The sequence below is a fragment of the Streptomyces sp. NPDC055966 genome, from assembly GCF_042269865.1.
In the GTDB taxonomy this organism is placed as follows: domain Bacteria; phylum Actinomycetota; class Actinomycetes; order Streptomycetales; family Streptomycetaceae; genus Streptomyces.
Map to the genome: position 1 here is coordinate 353059 of NZ_JBHJYK010000006.1, position 15674 is coordinate 368732.

Below are 15674 nucleotides of genomic sequence, written 5' to 3' on the forward strand. Positions count from 1 at the left end.
GCTCTGCACCCATGGAGCTGATCCAGGACACCGCCGACCTCTCTGCCTACTTGGCTGACGACGAGGCCGTCGACCATCACCATCCCGTGGTCCGGGAAACGGCCGCCCGGCTGGCCGAAGGGGTCGCGGACTCGTATGCCTATGCACGCGCCGCTTTCGCGTTCGTCCGCGACACCATCCCGCACTCGGCCGACGCCGGCGACCCGCGGGTCACCTGGCGCGCCTCGGACGTCCTGGAACTGCGCACCGGCATCTGCTACGCCAAGGCCCACGCCCTGGCCGCACTGCTGCGGGCCGAGGACATCCCGACCGCCCTGTGCTACCAGCGCCTGGCGCACGACGACGGCAGCGGTCACGCCGTGCACGGTCTGGTCGCCGTGCGCTTCCACGGTGCCTGGCACCGGCAGGATCCCCGCGGCAACAAACCGGGCGTGGACGCGCGGTTCTCCCTCGACGGCGAACGGCTGGCCTGGATCCCCGACCCCGCGGCCGGCGAGACGGACTACCCGGTGCTGTACGCCGCACCGCATCCGCGCGTCCTCGACGCCCTGAAGACCGCGCCGGACCGACCGTCCCTGTGGAAGACACTCCCCGACGCACTCTGAGACCTGCCGGGTCCGACCCGGGAGCGACCGACTACTGGCCGTCGCAAGGGCGTTGACAGGTGGATACCGACACGCTCCGAGGTGGCGTCAGGCGGGCTGCGGGGCGGGCGTTGCCGGAGCGGCCGTGACCCCGCGGGTCTCGCGCATGATCAGCAGGCCGTTGACCACCATCAGTGTCGCGGTCAGGCAGTGGACGCCGAGCGCGGTGGCCACGGAGCCGTGGTGGGCCAGCACGTTGGCCATGTCGCCGTACGCGGCGAGGGCCTCCACCAGCAGCGCCCAGCCCAGCGCCCGGCGGTGGCCGGTCACCAGCAGGATGCCCAGGACCAGGGCCAGGACGACGTCGCGGATTCCCTTGACGACCAGGAAGCCGCCGCCGTCGCCGGACGGCCGGCTCGGCAGGCCGTAGCCCGGCGCCGTCGTCTCCGGGCTCAGGATGAATTCCGTCCCGAACCAGAGGATGAAGAGGATGAAGGCTGCGGCCAGGACGGTGTTGATCTTCTTCAGCGACATTGTTCTTCTCCTTGCGGGTCTTCGGCAGCTTGGTGAGCTTCGTGGCGCCCGGTGAGTCGTGTGCGCCACCGGCGCGGGGTCGGCCCGCGGGCTCAGGCGAGGGCGGCGACCAGCAGGGTGAAGGCGGCGATGATGACGGCGACGCGGACGTAGTGGTAGCGGTCCCAGCGGTGCAGCTGCTGCTTCCAGTCGGCGGGCCGGTTGTCGGGGGTCCAGGTCTTGTTCCGGTTGTTGATCGGGACGAGCAGCAGGAGCGACATGACCACGCTGAGGATCAGCAGGCTGGCGGCGGTGACGACGAGTCCGGCGCCGTGGTGGTGCCATCCGGCGACGGCCCAGACCGCGCTGAGGACGAGCGAGCCGATGTACCAGAACGGCATCAGGGCGCCGAGCATCCGGCCGGCGTGGGCGTGGCCGAGCTGGCCGCTGTCCTCGGGAAGCGCGTCCAGGATCCGGTTCATGACGAAGGCGACGGAGAACTCCACCCCCACCATCAGGCCGACGATCACGGTGGTGAACACCTCAAGTGCGTTGAGCATGACGACCCCTCCGTTGAACTAGCGTTGCTAGCAGGTGGGGCAACGCTAGTACTACTGGCGCTCGATTGTCTAGCGATGCTAGGATCAATGCATGTCGGTACAGGAACGCAAGCAGCGCGAACGGGCGGAGCGCGAGCGCCTCATCGTGGCGGCGGCCCGCGAACTCGCCGAGCAGCAGGGCTGGGACGCGGTGACCACCCGCCGGCTCGCCGAGCGCATCGAGTACAGCCAGCCCGTCCTCTACAGCCACTTCCGGGGCAAGCGCGAGATCATCGGCGCCGTCGCCCTGGAGGGCGCCGCCGAGATGGCCGTGGCGGTGCGGGCCGCGACCGCCGGCGCGGACGGCCCGCGCGAGCGGGTCGCCGCCCTGGCCCGCGCCTACCTCGACTTCGCCGAGCGCAACCCGGCGGTCTACGACGCCATCTTCCAGCTCGACGGCGGCCTGGCGTACGCGCAGGAGCACACGCCGGAGCCGCTGAAGGACGCCTTCGCCGCGCTGATGGAGAGCCTGGGCGAGGTCGCCGGGGACGGCATCGACCCGGGGCTGTTCACCGAGACGTTCTGGGCGTCCCTGCACGGGCTCGCCACCCTGACCCGGGCGGGCCGCCTGCTGCCCGAGGACGCCGAGGCGAGGGTGGAACTGCTGGTGGAGCGGCTCGCCAAGGTCTGACACACCATCCCGGCGGGCACGCAGCCGAGGCCCTCGGGGCCGGCATCCCGGACGGGCACCCGCCCCGGAAGCTGCGATGCTCGTCGATCGCGACCCGATACGCGCCCTGACGCCCCGTCATCCGCCGGTGTCCTCGTCCAGGATGTCACGCTCCCGCTCCTCGGGCGGCAGGGCCCGCAGGTGGTCGACGGCGGCGTCGAGGCAGGCCGAGCGCGCCGAGTTGGTCGACCGGGTCGACGACCCGGAGCAGGTGCCGGGTTTGGCGATGCACCCGTACTCGGCGAACGCCTGCCCCAAGGGCGTGGGCCGCCCCTCGCGGCCGAACAACCGCAGCAGGCCGTACGCGCGGAGCTGCCCGGTCGCCAGTGAGCCGATGGCCCGCGGCATGTCCGGCCAGCGCGCGGCGAGCTTGGTCAGGTCGACCTCGTTGCGGGCCAGGTCCTCCAACAGCCCGTGGCCACCGGTCTCCACACCGGGCATCTCCGCCCGCCAGAACCGCTGGCCGCCCAGATCGCCCGAGCTTTGCCGCACCTCGGCAGGGCCGTTGGACGCCCTGCTGGACGGCAAGATCAGCCCTTGGCGCCAACGGCTGTTCCCTTGTTCCCCGGGGTCGCGTACGACCCGCCGTACGGCGCCGTGGAGTCCCGGACGTGCCATGGTCGTTGGGTGCATGGTCGGTCTGCCTGGCGACACGGCGCAGGTGGCAAGGGGCGCACCGGCGTGTGTGGCGGGGTCGGCGAGGCGGAACCCTCGTGGATGGCCGGGCGTGGCGCGGCCGTTGGGTCGCCCGGGGCGCCCGCACCGCCACCCCACCCGGCCGGGCGTCGGCGTGCTGTGGCCGTACGGGGATACGTCCCACTGGTTCCGCGCCATGTCGGTGAGGGCGCCGGCTCGCCCCGTCTCTGCTCCGGGACGGTCGTCCCGCCCCGGGTCGGTCCGGGACCGTGCGCCGCCGGGCGGCGTACCCGGGCCGTGCGGCATCGGGTCGGTGTCCTCGGCCACGGACTTCGGGCGGCGGTCGTCGGTCGGACGCGGGTGGTCGGTGCGACTCGGTCACCTGTGCCGGGCCGATGGGTTGTGGTCGTCCGTTCACCGGGCTGGTGGCCCTCGGTCGGACGCGCGCGTTCACTGCGTCCCGGTCACCTGCCCCGGGCCGGTCGGCCTTGGCCGTGCGCTCCGTGAGGCAGTCGGCCTCGGTCACGTGGCCTTGTGATGGGTGCGCGTGGCCGAACAGCGCCTCGCCGACGCCCCCCCCGCATCCCGGGGAAGTCGCGCTGGCGAAGTCTCCCGCAGAAGTCTTCGTCGAAGTCCGCTCCGCAGAGCCCCTTCGGTCCGCGCCTCGTGCCTCAGTGCGCCTCGGCCGCGCGCAGTTGCTCCATCGTCGGGGCCGTGCCGCCCAGGTGGGAGGGGAGCCACCAGGAGTCCTCGGAGTCCTTGGGACGGCCGGGGTAGGTGCGCTGGGCGGCGTCGAGCAGATCCTGGACGCGTTCGCGCAGGCGGCGTGTGATGGCGCCCGCGTACTGGTCGCGCGGGGCCTCGACCGACTCGCCCACGCGGATCGTGACGGGCAGATGGCTGCGCTTGAAGTTGCGCGGGTGGCCCTTCGTCCACAGTCGCTGTGTGCCCCAGACCGCCATCGGGACGAGCGGGACGCCCGCTTCCTGGGCCAGGCGCGCCGCGCCCGACTTGAAGCTCTTCAGCGTGAACGACTCCGAGATGGTGGCCTCCGGGAAGACCCCGATGACCTCGCCGGAGCGCAGCGAGTCCAGCGCGTGCGCGTAGGCCGCCTCGCCCTGCTTGCGGTCGACCGGGATGTGCTTCATGCCGCGCATGAGCGGACCGGAGACCTTGTGCCGGAAGACCGATTCCTTCGCCATGAAGCGCACCAGGCGCTTCTGCGGCAGGGCGGCCAGGCCGTTGAAGATGAAGTCGAGGTAGCTGATGTGATTGCTCACCAGCACGGCGCCGCCCGAACGCGGGATGTTCTCCGAGCCCTGGCAGTCGATCTTCAGGTCCCAGACCTTGAACAACGTCTTCGCGAAACCGACGACGGGACGGTAGACCAGCTCTGCCATGTGCGGGGTGGACCCTTTCTGCTCTGCTCGGGAAAGGGGCTCCCGGCGGGAAAGTTACGCAGCCGTAGGTTTACGGCGTCTCGCAGATCGTGCCCGAAGAACGGACGGGTAGCCAGTCCTGGTGCCTTGCGGCGGCGAGATCCTCGTCACGTCGGCCTACATCCCACCTCGGATCTTTAAATCGGCTTTACGTGCGATGCGAACCTTCCGTCATGCTGGAGGAATCTTCACGGGCTGATCCGCGCTGGTACGGATGCCGACCACAAGTGTCGACCAGCAAGTGACGTCATGCGGTGCGGAGGAGACGGCGTGCGGTGCGGAGATGACGGCGTGCGGCTGGCGGCTGCCGAACTGGGCGCCGAACTGGGGGAGCGGGCCACCCTCGTCCAGTTCTCCAGCGCCTTCTGCGCGCCCTGCCGGGCCACCCGGCGCCTGCTCGGCGAGGTGGCGGCACTGGTCCCCGGCGTGGCGCACGTCGAGATCGACGCCGAGGCCCACCTGGGTCTCGTACGCGAGTTGGAGATCCTCAGGACGCCCACCGTGCTCGTCCTCGACGCGGACGGCCGGGTGGTGCGCCGCGCCGCAGGACAGCCGCGCAAGGCCGACGTCATCGCGGCCCTCGGGGAGGCGGTGTGAGGGTGTCTCCACGGGCGGCGCACCATCTTCCGGCCACCGGAACGCACTTGACTGCGCGCGCCACCTATCGTCAGCCTGACCGTATGCCGATCAAACTCCTTCTCTTCGGGCGGGCCCACATCGACCTCGCCCGCACCGCGAGCGCGCGCTGTCCGGGCTGTTGAGCAGCTACGCACCGGCTCGTCCCCCTCGGCAGAAGGACCCTTCCATGACGGCCTCGCCCGAACTCGGCACCCCCCGGCTCGCCTCCCCCGACCTGCTCCGCTCGACGTTCCGCCGGCACGCCGCCGGTGTCGCGGTGATCACAGCGCGCGGCGCCACCGGCCCGGTCGGCTTCACCGCCACCTCCCTCACCTCGGTCTCCGCCGACCCTCCGCTGATCTCCTTCGGCATCGGCACGGGCGCCTCCAGCTGGCCCGCGATCGCCGAGACGGACCACGTCGGCGTGCACATACTCGGCGAGCACCAGGGCGAGCTGGCCGGCACCTTCGCCCGCAGCGGCGCCGACCGGTTCGGCGCGCCCACGGCCTGGCGCGAGGGTCCGGAAGGCGTACCGGTGCTCGACGACGTGCTCGCCTGGCTGGTCTGCCGGATCGTCGGCCGTGTCCCGGCCGGTGATCACCGCATCGTGCTCGCCGAGGTCGTGCTGGGCGACCCCTCGGGCGCCGGACGCCCCCTCCTGTACCACCAGGGGCGCTTCAACGGTCTGCGGGATTGATCACGCCGCCGTCTTCTGCGGGCCGGTCGAATTCCGATTACGCTGCGTTGCGAAGGTCACAGTTCAAAGCGCTTGCTTAGCGGGCATGAACTGGGTGTACTGACGAGTAATATTTCGGTCGGAGCGCGCGGACGCCCCGACCGGGATCGGCCGCTTGAGGCGCCTATGCTGCCTGCAAGAGGCAGCCCGGAAATGTCGATGCAGTAGGAGAGCCGGCGTGAGCTTGAGGATCGTTGTCACTGTGAAGTACGTGCCCGACGCCACTGGCGACCGGCACTTCGCCGATGACCTGACCGTCGACCGCGACGACGTGGACGGTCTGCTCTCCGAGCTGGACGAGTACGCGGTCGAGCAGGCCCTGAAGATCTCGGAGGACTCCGACGACGACGTCGAGGTCACCGTTCTCACGATCGGCCCGGAGGACGCCAAGGACGCGCTCCGCAAGGCCCTGTCGATGGGTGCCGACAAGGCCGTCCACGTCGAGGACGACGACCTGCACGGCACCGACGCCATCGGCACCTCCCTGGTGCTGGCCAAGGCGATCGAGAAGGCCGGCTTCGACCTGGTCGTCTCCGGCATGGCTTCCACCGACGGCACCATGGGTGTCGTGCCGGCGCTGGTCGCCGAGCGTCTCGGTGTCCCGCAGGTCACCCTGCTCTCCGAGGTCTCCGTCGAGGACGGCGTCGTGAAGGGCCGTCGTGACGGCGACGCGGCGAGCGAGCAGCTGGAGGCCTCCCTCCCGGCGGTCGTGTCCGTGACGGACCAGTCCGGCGAGGCGCGTTACCCGTCCTTCAAGGGCATCATGGCGGCGAAGAAGAAGCCGGTTCAGTCCTGGGACCTGTCGGACCTCGACATCGAGGCCGAAGAGGTGGGCCTGGAGGGCGCGTTCACCACGGTCGAGGCCGCGAACGAGCGCCCGGCGCGCACGGCCGGCACCATCGTCAAGGACGAGGGCGAGGGCGGCAAGCAGCTCGCTGAGTTCCTCGCGAGCCAGAAGTTCATCTAAGGGCTCGCCCCCGCTGACCGCCCCTCAACTTCCTTACGCAGGAGAGCAATCCCATGGCTGAAGTCCTCGTCTACGTCGACCACGTGGACGGTGCCGTCCGCAAGCCCACCCTGGAGCTGCTGACCCTGGCCCGCCGCCTCGGCGAGCCCGTCGCCGTCGCGCTGGGCAACGGCGCCGCCGACACCGCCGCCACCCTCGCCGAGCACGGCGCGGTGAAGGTCCTCACCCACGACGCGTCCGAGTACGCCGACTACCTGGTCGTGCCGAAGGTCGACGCCCTCCAGGCCGCCCACGAGGCCGTGTCCCCGGCCGCCGTGCTGGTCCCGTCCTCCGCCGAGGGCAAGGAGATCGCCGCCCGCCTCGCGCTGCGCATCGGCTCCGGCATCATCACCGACGCCGTCGACCTGGAGGCCGGTGACGAGGGTCCGGTGGCCACCCAGTCGGTGTTCGCCGCGTCCTTCACCACCAAGTCCCGTGTCAGCAAGGGCACCCCGGTCATCACGGTCAAGCCGAACTCGGCCGCAGTGGAGGCCGCCCCGGCCGCCGGTGCGGTCGAGGCCCTCGCCGTGACCTTCTCGGAGAAGGCGACCGGCACCAAGGTCACCGCGCGCACGCCGCGTGAGTCGACGGGCCGTCCGGAGCTGACCGAGGCCGCGATCGTGGTCTCCGGCGGCCGTGGTGTCAACGGCGCCGAGAACTTCTCGATCATCGAGGCGCTCGCCGACTCCCTCGGCGCGGCCGTCGGTGCCTCGCGTGCCGCCGTCGACGCGGGCTGGTACCCGCACACCAACCAGGTCGGCCAGACCGGCAAGTCGGTCTCGCCGCAGCTGTACATCGCCAACGGCATCTCCGGCGCGATCCAGCACCGCGCCGGTATGCAGACCTCGAAGACCATCGTGGCCGTCAACAAGGACGCCGAGGCCCCGATCTTCGAGCTGGTCGACTACGGCGTGGTCGGCGACCTCTTCGACGTCGTCCCGCAGCTGACCGACGAGATCAAGGCCCGCAAGGGCTGAGTCCGGCCAGGCGCTGTCCGAGGCCCCGGTGACCCACGCGGTCACCGGGGCCTCGGTGCATCCTGAAGACGACTCTCTCTCGTGGGCCGGCGTACGGACAGGGTGTTGACCAGCGCGAACCGCCCGGATAACTTCATTCTGCGGATTATTGATTCCGTACAGCGGAAAATAGGAGGGTGTGGGATGGGTCAGCAGGAGAAGGTGGCGACGAGCCTCGCGGGCGCCGTGAGCGAGGAGATCAGCGCCTCCCTCGCACCGGTCGACGCGCAGCTGGAGCGCCTCTACCCCGGGGACCCCGGCACCCGGCAGCCCGTCCACACCGTCTACGTCCCCGGCGACGCCTTCGCCGCCGACACCGTCCGCTCCTGGGGCGACCGGGCCCTCGCCGCCCTCGACGAACACGCCCCCGACGCCGCCTCCTTCGCGGCCGTCCTCGGCCTCGCGGACGAACTGGCCGAGCCGGTCTACACGCGCGTGCGCGCCAAGCTGGAGCGCGAACCCATCGAGGACCTGCGCGTCGACTTCGAGGACGGCTACGGCCCCCGCCCCGACGCCGAGGAGGACGCGACCGCGGCCCGCGCCGCCCGCCTGATCGCGGAGGCGTACGAGAACGGCACGGCGGCGCCGTACATGGGCATCCGCATGAAGTGCATGGAGGCCGCCGTCCGCGACCGGGGCATCCGCACCCTCGACGTCTTCCTCACCGGCCTGATCGAGGCGGGCGGTCTGCCCGAGGGCCTGGTCCTCACCCTGCCGAAGGTGACGTACCCCGAGCAGGTCGGCGCGTTCGTCGGGCTCCTGGAGGCCTTCGAGAAGGTCCACGGCCTCGACGCCGGTCGGCTCGGCTTCGAGATCCAGATCGAGACCAGCCAGTCCATCCTCGCCACCGACGGCACCGCGACCGTCGCCCGGATGATCCAGGCCGCCGAGGGCCGCGCCACCGGTCTGCACTACGGCACCTTCGACTACAGCGCCTGCCTCGGCGTCTCCGCCGCCTACCAGGCCAGCGACCACCCCGCCGCCGACCACGCCAAGGCGGTCATGCAGGTCGCCGCCGCGGGCACCGGCGTACGCGTCTGCGACGGCTCCACCAACGTCCTGCCCGTCGGCCCGACGGCCAAGGTCCACGACGCCTGGCGGCTGCACTACGGCCTCACCCGCCGCGCCCTGTCCCGCGCCTACTACCAGGGCTGGGACATGCACCCCGGCCACATCCCGACCCGCTACGCCGCCGTCTTCGCCTTCTACCGCGAGGGCTTCGAGCAGGCCGCCGGCCGCCTCGCCCGCTACGCGGGCCACGTCGGCGGCGACGTCATGGACGAGCCCGCCACCGCCAAGGCCCTCAGCGGCTACCTGCTGCGCGGCCTGGACTGCGGCGCCCTCGACATCGCCGAGGTCGCCCGCCTCACCGGCCTGACCCGCCTCGACCTGGAGGGGTTCGCCGCGCCCCGGCGCGGCGACCTGACCGCCTCCGCGCAGTAGACGTCGCGGACCGGTCACGACCCCCGGCCGCGGGAGTTGGCCGGCGCCGCCGCCCCGTACGCTGGACGCCACGCATCGACCAGGCGGACGCGACAGAGCAACGACTTCAGGAACGGGGCGGCGGTGTCTTCGGGGGAGCAGGGACCGGAGCGGTACGGGCACTCGGACGGAGCCGGCCGGCTGCTGGCCGGGCGCTATCGCGTGAGCGCACGGCTCGGGCGCGGTGGCATGGGCGTGGTCTGGCGGGCGGTGGACGAGGTCCTCGGCCGCGAGGTCGCCGTCAAGGAGCTGCGCACGTACACGGACGCGGCCGGACCGGAACTGTCCGAACTGCGGCTGCGCATGCAGCGCGAGGCCCGGGCCGCCGCCCGGGTCCGCCACCCCGGTGTCGTCGCCGTGCACGACGTGGCCGAGGTGGACGGGCGCCCGCTGATCGTCATGGAACTGATCGAGGGTCCCTCCCTGGACGACGTCCTGCGCGAGCGCGGCACCCTCGACCCGTACGAGGCGGCACGCATCGGCGCCGCCGTGACGGACGCCCTGGCCGCCGCCCACCGCGCCGGCGTCCTGCACCGCGACGTCAAACCCGGCAACATCCTCCTCGACCGCTCCGGCCGCGTCGTCCTCACCGACTTCGGCATCGCCACCATGGACGACCCCGGCGACGGCTCGGCCACCCGCCTCACCCGCAGCGGCGAACTCGTCGGCTCCCTCGACTACCTGGCCCCCGAGCGCGCCCAGGGCGCCGAGCCCGGCCCGGCGTCCGACGTCTGGGCCCTGGGCGCCACGCTGTTCGCGGCCGTCGAGGGCGCCTCCCCGTTCCGCCGCACGTCCACCTACTCCACGCTCGCCGCGATCGTCACCGAACCGCTGCCCGAGCCCCGCCGGGCGGGACCGCTGGCACCGGTCCTGCGGCGCCTGCTCGACAAGCGCCCGGACGCCCGCCCGGATGCCGAGGAGGCCTGCGAGGCACTGCGCGAGGTGACCGGCACACGGACGCCGGACACGCCGACCACCACCCTGCGCGCGACACCGCCGGGCGCACCCGAACGCACGGAAACCACCACACCGGCCGCGCCGCCGGGATTCGGCCCGGCGGCGCCGCAGGGCCCGGCCGGACAGTTCGCCCACAGCCCCGTGCCCCCGGCCGGTGCGCCGACGAGCCCGGTGCCCGGCGACGCCCAGGGCTCCACCGGACCGGCCACCCTCGCACCCGGCACCCGCACCGGGCCCGTGAACACCCCGCCGGGCACACCCCGTCGCAGGGGCCGCGTCCTGCTCGCCGCCGCTGCCGTCGCCGTCGTGCTCGCCGCGGCCGGGATCACCGTCGCCACGCTGCGCGACACGGGCTCGTCGAAGGCGGCGCCCGCGCCCGCCGCCTCGCGCTCCGCGAGCGCCACCGCCCAAAGGGCCGGCACCGAGCGGTCCACCCGGCCCGGGCACACCCGCCCGAACGGCAGCAAGGGCGCGGAACCCAGCCCGACGCCGAGCGGCCCGGACACCACCGGACCGACCTCGCGCGCCGCCGCCTCCGCCACGGCCGCACCACCGGGCAAACCGTCCCACGGCCCGGCCCCGACCGGCGGTCCGGGCCACACGTCCGGTCCGACGGCAGCGTGCCGGTCCACCGGCGGCGGCAAGTACACCTGCGGCGTGTGGCGCACGGCCACGTCCTACACGGCCTCCGGCGCCGCGGCCGGGACTCTCGACGCGGGCACCAACTACTTCTACTGCCAGGCGAACCTGGGCCGCCGGGAGACCTACGGCCGCTGGACGAACGTGTGGTGGGCGAAGACCGACGACGACAGCGGCAACACCGGCGTCTACGTCAGCGACGTCTACCTGGAGGGCGGGAACAACGACGCCCCGGTGCCCGGCCTCCGGGTCTGCTGACCGTCGGCGTACGGCGCCGGGCCGGCCGGCTGACGTGGGTGCTCCGGTCCCGCGCGGCTCAGTCCGCCGGCGGCAGTTCGCCCGAGCCGCGCGTGATCAGCCGGGTGGGCAGCTCGATGCGCTCCGGGGCGACGAGCCCGCCGTCCAGCTGGCGGAACAGACGCTCGGCCGCCGTACGGCCGAGGGCGGCCGCGTCCTGGGCGACGACCGTGATCCCGGGCTGGAGCAGATCGGCCAGCTCGAAGTCGTCGAAGCCCACCAGGGCGACCCGGCGGGAGCGCTCGGCCAGGACCCGGATCACGGTGACCGTCACCCGGTTGTTGCCCGTGAAGATCGCGGTGACGGGCTCGGGCCCGGCGAGCATCTCCTCCGCCGCCCGGCGCACCCGCTCCGGATCGGTCTGTCCGAGGGACATCCAGGCGTCCTCGACCGGTATCCCCGCGTCCTCCATGGCCGCCCGGTAGCCGCGCAGCCGCTCGGCGGCCGTGTGGATGCGGGGCATGTCGCCGATGAACCCGATCCGGCGGTGGCCGTGCGCGATCAGATGCGCGACCCCGTCCCGGGCGCCGCCGAAGTTGTCGGACAGGACCACGTCCGCGTCGATCCGCCCGGCCGGCCGGTCCACGAACACGGTCGCCACCCCGGCCCGGATCTCCGGCTCCAGATAGCGGTGGTCGTCCCCGGCCGGAATCACCACCAGCCCGTCCACCCGGCGCGCGCACAGCGCCAGCGCCAGCTCCTGCTCGCGCTCCGGGTCCTCGGCGCTGGAGCCGTTGATGAGCAGGGCGCCATGGGCCCGGGCCACCTCCTCTACGGCGCGGCTGAGCGGGCCGTAGAAGGGGTCGGCGAGGTCCTCCAGCACCAGGCCGATGCTCGCCGTACGGCCCTTGCGCAGCACGCGGGCGCTGTCGTTGCGGCGAAAGCCCAGCGCTTCGATGGCCTCCTGCACCCGCCGCTCGGTGTCCGGCGTGACCCCGGGCTCGCCGTTGACCACCCGGGAGACCGTCTTCAGCCCGACACCGGCCCGCGCCGCCACGTCCTTCATGGTCGGGCGGTTGCCGTAGCGGGTGCCGGGCAGGCGGTCTGTGGGGCGGGTGGTGTCGGGCACGATGCGGGGTCCTGTCCTGTCGTCCGTCTCGTCCGCGCGGTCGGTGCGTGTGCGCAATGTCCCGAGGGGGCTGCGCCGATCCGGCGTTTGTATGAGGATGTGGCGTCGAGCATAGAACCTGGACAACGTTGTCAGATGCGCGAGACACTGTCCACCGCTGTCTGTCGGCCTGCGCCCCCACCGCTTGACCGGCCCTGCTCTGTATGGTTATCAAGCTTCGACGGGGAGATCTGACTCTCATGCACACCGACCTTGTGGCGGCCCTGGACATCGGTGGCACCAAGATCGCCGGCGCACTGGTGGACGGTGACGGCCGCATCCTGGAGCGCGCTCAGCGTGCCACGCCCGCCCAGCAGGACGGCGAAACGGTCATGCGGGCCGTCGAGGTGGTGCTCGGCGAGCTCGCCGGGTCACCGCTGTGGGTCCGCGCCGGCCTCCTCGGCATCGGCAGCGCCGGCCCGGTGGACGCCTCTGCGGGCACCGTCAGCCCGGTCAACGTGCCCGGCTGGCGGGATTTCCCGCTGGTGGAGCGGGTCCGCGTGGCCACCGGGGGCCTGCCGGTCGAGCTGATCGGGGACGGCGTCGCGATCACCGCGGCCGAGCACTGGCAGGGCGCCGCGCGCGGCCACGACAACGCGCTGTGCATGGTGGTCTCGACGGGTGTCGGCGGCGGCCTGGTCCTGAACGGGCAGCTGCACCCCGGCCCGACCGGCAACGCCGGTCACATCGGCCACATCAGCGTCGACCTCGACGGCGACCCGTGTCCGTGCGGTTCGCGGGGCTGTGTGGAGCGCATCGCCAGCGGGCCCAACATCGCCCGCCGCGCCCTGGAGCAGGGCTGGCTGCCGGGCCCCGACGGCGACACCTCGGCCGCCGCGGTGGCCGCCGCCGCCCGCGCGGGCGACCCGGTCGCCGTGGCCTCCTTCGAGCGGGCCGCCCAGGCGCTGGCCGCCGGCATCGCGGCCACCGCGACCCTGGTCGAGATCGACATCGCGGTGATCGGCGGCGGTGTCGGCAAGGCGGGCGACATCCTGCTCACGCCGCTGCGCAAGGCGCTCACCGGCTACGCGACCCTGTCGTTCGTGCAGCGGCTGACGGTCGTCCCCGCCCAGATGGGCACCGACGCGGGGCTGGTCGGGGCCGCCGCGGCGGCGCTGGCCCGGCGGCCGGACGCGGCGGGGGTCTGAGCCGGGACGGGGCGCACACCGCGGTGTCCCCGCCGGCCCGCGGCCGCGTGCCGGTCGCCGCGCCCGGCGGATGGGCGCCGTCAGCAGGTCAGTGCGGCGTCCGCCCAGTCCGCGTGGTCGGAGTCGTTGCCGTCGCCGCCGTCGGTGACGACGAGGCGGACCACCTGGGCGCCGGTGACGTCGGCGGTGAGGGGCTGGGCGGGCATCGTGTTGGTCAGGACGCCCGTGGCGGCGACCTTCGTGCCGTCCGCCCAGATCTCGAAGGCGACGGTGCCCTTCAGGCCCTTCTCGTCGTCCACGCCGACGGCCGCGCGGACCGTCGTACAGGCCCGGCCGGTGTAGAAGGAGATGTCACTCGGCGCGTGCGCCCCGAGCCCCTTGGCGTACACGGTGCCGCCGATGGTGATCGGGTGCCCGTCGCCCGCGGCGCTCTCCCCGTTGCTGGTGTCGCGTTCCACCGGTCCCCAGCCGTTGGTCGCCGACAGCCAGGGCAGATCGCTCAGGTACGACGTCCCGGCGGGCGGCCGTACCACCACGGACGCGCTGAGCGGGAGGGCGCTGGAGACCTGTTCGCCGGACGGTGAGCGGTAACGGGCCCGGAGCGTCAGGTCGTAGGCCCCCGTCGGGGTTCCGGCCGGGGCGGTCACGCGCCAGCCGGTGCGCAGGGTCCGGCCGGTGGGGAGGGCGCCGGCCGTGGTCGCCGAGGTCGGCCGCACGCTCCAGCCCGCCGGTCCGGTGAGCGACACCGAGAGCCGGCGCGCGGGTGTACGGCCGAGGTCGGTGACCGTGCCGGTCAGTGTGACCGGGGTGGCCGCCTCCAGCAACGGGCTGCCGTCCAGGCCGAGTTCGGCCGCCGGCGGGTGGGTCGCCCAGCGCGGGTCGGCGGAAACGCGCAGCAGCACCGTGCCGTGGGCCGGTACGGTCGAGGCGAGGGTGCCGGCGGTGTTGTCGTCGCGGTGCTGCCACAGGTCCCGCACGGTGTAGGCGGGGGCGGCGGGCAGGCCGACGGCGCTCGCGGTGGTGGCGATCCGCTGGGCGGTGCCGGACTCGTTGAAGAGGGCGACCGCCCGGCTGCCGTCCTTCATCTCCTTGACGATGACCCAGCGCCCGCCCACGGAGGAGATCACCGTGCCCTGCTTGCCGAGCGGGTCCTGGTCGACGGCGATGACGTCCTTGTTGTCCAGGATGTCGAAGGTCGCCGGGGTGGCCTTGCGCAGATCGGTGCCGATCAGCAGGGGTGCGGCCATGATCGACCAGAGCGAGAAGTGCGAGCGGTACTCGGTGTCCGTCATGCCGCCGTTGCCGACCTCCAGCATGTCGGGGTCGTTCCAGTGCCCGGGGCCGGCGTAGGGCGCGAGCGGCAGGTTCTGCTTGAGGATCGAGACCATCGAGCCCCAGTCGTCGCTGATGTCACCTGTGGTCCGCCAGAGGTGACCGACGTCCGCGGCCCATTCCCACGGCTTGTTCTCGCCCCATTCGCAGATGCTGTACACGATGGGCCGCCCGGTCGCTCTCAGCGCGTCCCGCATGGTCCGGTAGCGCGACCGGGCGTCGACGCCGAGGTTGTTGCAGTTGTCGTACTTGAGGTAGTCCACGCCCCAGTCGGCGAACTGCCGCGCGTCGCTGTACTCGTGGCCGAGCGCGCCCGGGAAGCCCGCGCTGTTGCAGGTCTTGATGCCGGCGCTGGTGTAGATGCCGAGTTTGAGGCCCTTGGAATGGACGTAGTCGGCGACGGCCTTGATGCCGTTCGGGAAGCGGGCCGGGTCGGGCACCAGCTTGCCATTCGCGTCGCGGTTCGGCAGGGCCCAGCAGTCGTCCAGGTTGACGTACCGGTAGCCCGCGTCCTTCAGGCCCTTGGCCACGAAGAGGTCCGCGATGCCCTTGACCATCGTCTCGTTGAAGTCGGCCCGGCAGTGCGTGGAGTTCCAGTTGTTGAAGCCCATCGGCGGGGTGAGGGCGAGCCCGTCGGCCAGGGCGGGGACGGCGGGGGCCTGCGCGGGGACCGTGGTGACGGGGGCGCGGGCGGCCGGGGTGGCGACGGCGGGGGTGGCGAGGCCCGCCGTGCACAGCAGCCCGGCGCCGAGGGCCCCGAGCAGTCTTCGGCGGGCGGTGCGGGTCGTGCGGGTGTGAGGGTGACGCATCGTGGACGTTCCTCCGACTCGCGAACGGTGGCTGACGACCGGGCGACGCCTGGGTGTCAGCGAGGCTCAGTCGTGCGCGTTTACG

14 protein-coding genes and 1 pseudogene are annotated in these 15674 nt (G+C 72.6%); 9 read left to right on the forward strand and 6 right to left on the reverse strand.

Annotation, left to right across the window (positions count from 1 at the left end):
- Positions 1–11: 11 nt before the first annotated feature.
- Complete coding sequence (locus ACFC8N_RS15970; protein WP_376288460.1) at positions 12–605, forward strand: transglutaminase domain-containing protein; 594 nt, start codon at positions 12–14, stop codon at positions 603–605.
- Positions 606–692: 87 nt separating this feature from the next.
- Here ACFC8N_RS15970 and ACFC8N_RS15975 read toward each other — a convergent pair whose 3' ends face one another.
- Positions 693–1118 carry a DUF4267 domain-containing protein gene (locus tag ACFC8N_RS15975; RefSeq protein WP_376288461.1) on the reverse strand — a complete coding sequence of 142 codons (426 nt, stop codon included), beginning with the start codon at positions 1116–1118 and terminating at the stop codon, positions 693–695.
- Positions 1119–1210: 92 nt separating this feature from the next.
- The gene (locus ACFC8N_RS15980; protein WP_376288462.1) at positions 1211–1657 is read right to left on the reverse strand and encodes an anthrone oxygenase family protein; all 447 of its coding nucleotides are present in this window, start codon (positions 1655–1657) and stop codon (positions 1211–1213) included.
- 91 nt (positions 1658–1748) lie between these two features.
- Between ACFC8N_RS15980 and ACFC8N_RS15985 the strand changes: the two genes are divergently transcribed.
- Positions 1749–2327 carry a TetR/AcrR family transcriptional regulator gene (locus ACFC8N_RS15985; protein WP_376288463.1) on the forward strand — a complete coding sequence of 193 codons (579 nt, stop codon included), beginning with the start codon at positions 1749–1751 and terminating at the stop codon, positions 2325–2327.
- Between the two features lie 223 nt (positions 2328–2550).
- Here ACFC8N_RS15985 and ACFC8N_RS15990 read toward each other — a convergent pair.
- Positions 2551–2840: pseudogene (locus ACFC8N_RS15990) on the reverse strand (Tn3 family transposase); the annotation flags it as partial.
- 833 nt (positions 2841–3673) lie between these two features.
- Positions 3674–4402 (reverse strand): lysophospholipid acyltransferase family protein, encoded by a 729-nt coding sequence (locus tag ACFC8N_RS15995; protein WP_356023487.1) that lies wholly within the window; start codon positions 4400–4402, stop codon positions 3674–3676.
- Positions 4403–4690: 288 nt separating this feature from the next.
- On the opposite strand from ACFC8N_RS15995, the gene ACFC8N_RS16000 reads away from it, so the two are divergent.
- The 6 genes from ACFC8N_RS16000 to ACFC8N_RS16025 all read left to right on the forward strand — a co-directional run bounded on the left by ACFC8N_RS16000 (position 4691) and on the right by ACFC8N_RS16025 (position 11153).
- Positions 4691–5038 carry a TlpA family protein disulfide reductase gene (locus ACFC8N_RS16000; protein ID WP_376288464.1) on the forward strand — a complete coding sequence of 116 codons (348 nt, stop codon included), beginning with the start codon at positions 4691–4693 and terminating at the stop codon, positions 5036–5038.
- 208 nt (positions 5039–5246) lie between these two features.
- On the forward strand, positions 5247–5756 hold the full coding sequence (locus ACFC8N_RS16005) for a flavin reductase family protein (RefSeq protein WP_376288465.1): 510 nt from the start codon (positions 5247–5249) through the stop codon (positions 5754–5756).
- A 217-nt stretch (positions 5757–5973) separates the two neighbouring features.
- Positions 5974–6762, forward strand: a complete 789-nt coding sequence (locus tag ACFC8N_RS16010) for an electron transfer flavoprotein subunit beta/FixA family protein (protein WP_376288466.1) — start codon at positions 5974–5976, stop codon at positions 6760–6762.
- Positions 6763–6815: 53 nt separating this feature from the next.
- Entirely contained in the window at positions 6816–7778 is a 963-nt protein-coding gene (locus ACFC8N_RS16015) for an electron transfer flavoprotein subunit alpha/FixB family protein (RefSeq protein WP_356023495.1), read from the forward strand.
- A 183-nt stretch (positions 7779–7961) separates the two neighbouring features.
- On the forward strand, positions 7962–9260 hold the full coding sequence (locus ACFC8N_RS16020; RefSeq protein ID WP_376288467.1) for a DUF6986 family protein: 1299 nt from the start codon (positions 7962–7964) through the stop codon (positions 9258–9260).
- Positions 9261–9383: 123 nt separating this feature from the next.
- Entirely contained in the window at positions 9384–11153 is a 1770-nt protein-coding gene (locus ACFC8N_RS16025; RefSeq protein WP_376288468.1) for a protein kinase, read from the forward strand.
- Positions 11154–11211: 58 nt separating this feature from the next.
- On the opposite strand, the gene ACFC8N_RS16030 is transcribed toward ACFC8N_RS16025, so the two are convergent.
- Positions 11212–12261 carry a LacI family DNA-binding transcriptional regulator gene (locus tag ACFC8N_RS16030; RefSeq protein WP_356023501.1) on the reverse strand — a complete coding sequence of 350 codons (1050 nt, stop codon included), beginning with the start codon at positions 12259–12261 and terminating at the stop codon, positions 11212–11214.
- Between the two features lie 239 nt (positions 12262–12500).
- On the opposite strand from ACFC8N_RS16030, the gene ACFC8N_RS16035 reads away from it, so the two are divergent.
- A complete protein-coding gene (locus tag ACFC8N_RS16035) occupies positions 12501–13448 on the forward strand; it encodes an ROK family protein (RefSeq protein WP_356023503.1) in 948 nt (315 codons plus the stop codon).
- An 80-nt stretch (positions 13449–13528) separates the two neighbouring features.
- On the opposite strand, the gene ACFC8N_RS16040 is transcribed toward ACFC8N_RS16035, so the two are convergent.
- Complete coding sequence (locus ACFC8N_RS16040; protein WP_376288469.1) at positions 13529–15589, reverse strand: NPCBM/NEW2 domain-containing protein; 2061 nt, start codon at positions 15587–15589, stop codon at positions 13529–13531.
- Positions 15590–15674 lie beyond the last annotated feature (85 nt).

Coding starts and splice junctions, on each gene's coding strand:
- ACFC8N_RS15970 (WP_376288460.1), top strand. CDS start 12: ATGGAGCTGATCCAGGACACCGCCGACCTCTCTGCCTACTTGGCTGAC.
- ACFC8N_RS15975 (WP_376288461.1), bottom strand. CDS start 1,118: ATGTCGCTGAAGAAGATCAACACCGTCCTGGCCGCAGCCTTCATCCTC.
- ACFC8N_RS15980 (WP_376288462.1), bottom strand. CDS start 1,657: ATGCTCAACGCACTTGAGGTGTTCACCACCGTGATCGTCGGCCTGATG.
- ACFC8N_RS15985 (WP_376288463.1), top strand. CDS start 1,749: ATGTCGGTACAGGAACGCAAGCAGCGCGAACGGGCGGAGCGCGAGCGC.
- ACFC8N_RS15995 (WP_356023487.1), bottom strand. CDS start 4,402: ATGGCAGAGCTGGTCTACCGTCCCGTCGTCGGTTTCGCGAAGACGTTG.
- ACFC8N_RS16000 (WP_376288464.1), top strand. CDS start 4,691: ATGCGGTGCGGAGGAGACGGCGTGCGGTGCGGAGATGACGGCGTGCGG.
- ACFC8N_RS16005 (WP_376288465.1), top strand. CDS start 5,247: ATGACGGCCTCGCCCGAACTCGGCACCCCCCGGCTCGCCTCCCCCGAC.
- ACFC8N_RS16015 (WP_356023495.1), top strand. CDS start 6,816: ATGGCTGAAGTCCTCGTCTACGTCGACCACGTGGACGGTGCCGTCCGC.
- ACFC8N_RS16020 (WP_376288467.1), top strand. CDS start 7,962: ATGGGTCAGCAGGAGAAGGTGGCGACGAGCCTCGCGGGCGCCGTGAGC.
- ACFC8N_RS16035 (WP_356023503.1), top strand. CDS start 12,501: ATGCACACCGACCTTGTGGCGGCCCTGGACATCGGTGGCACCAAGATC.
- ACFC8N_RS16040 (WP_376288469.1), bottom strand. CDS start 15,589: ATGCGTCACCCTCACACCCGCACGACCCGCACCGCCCGCCGAAGACTG.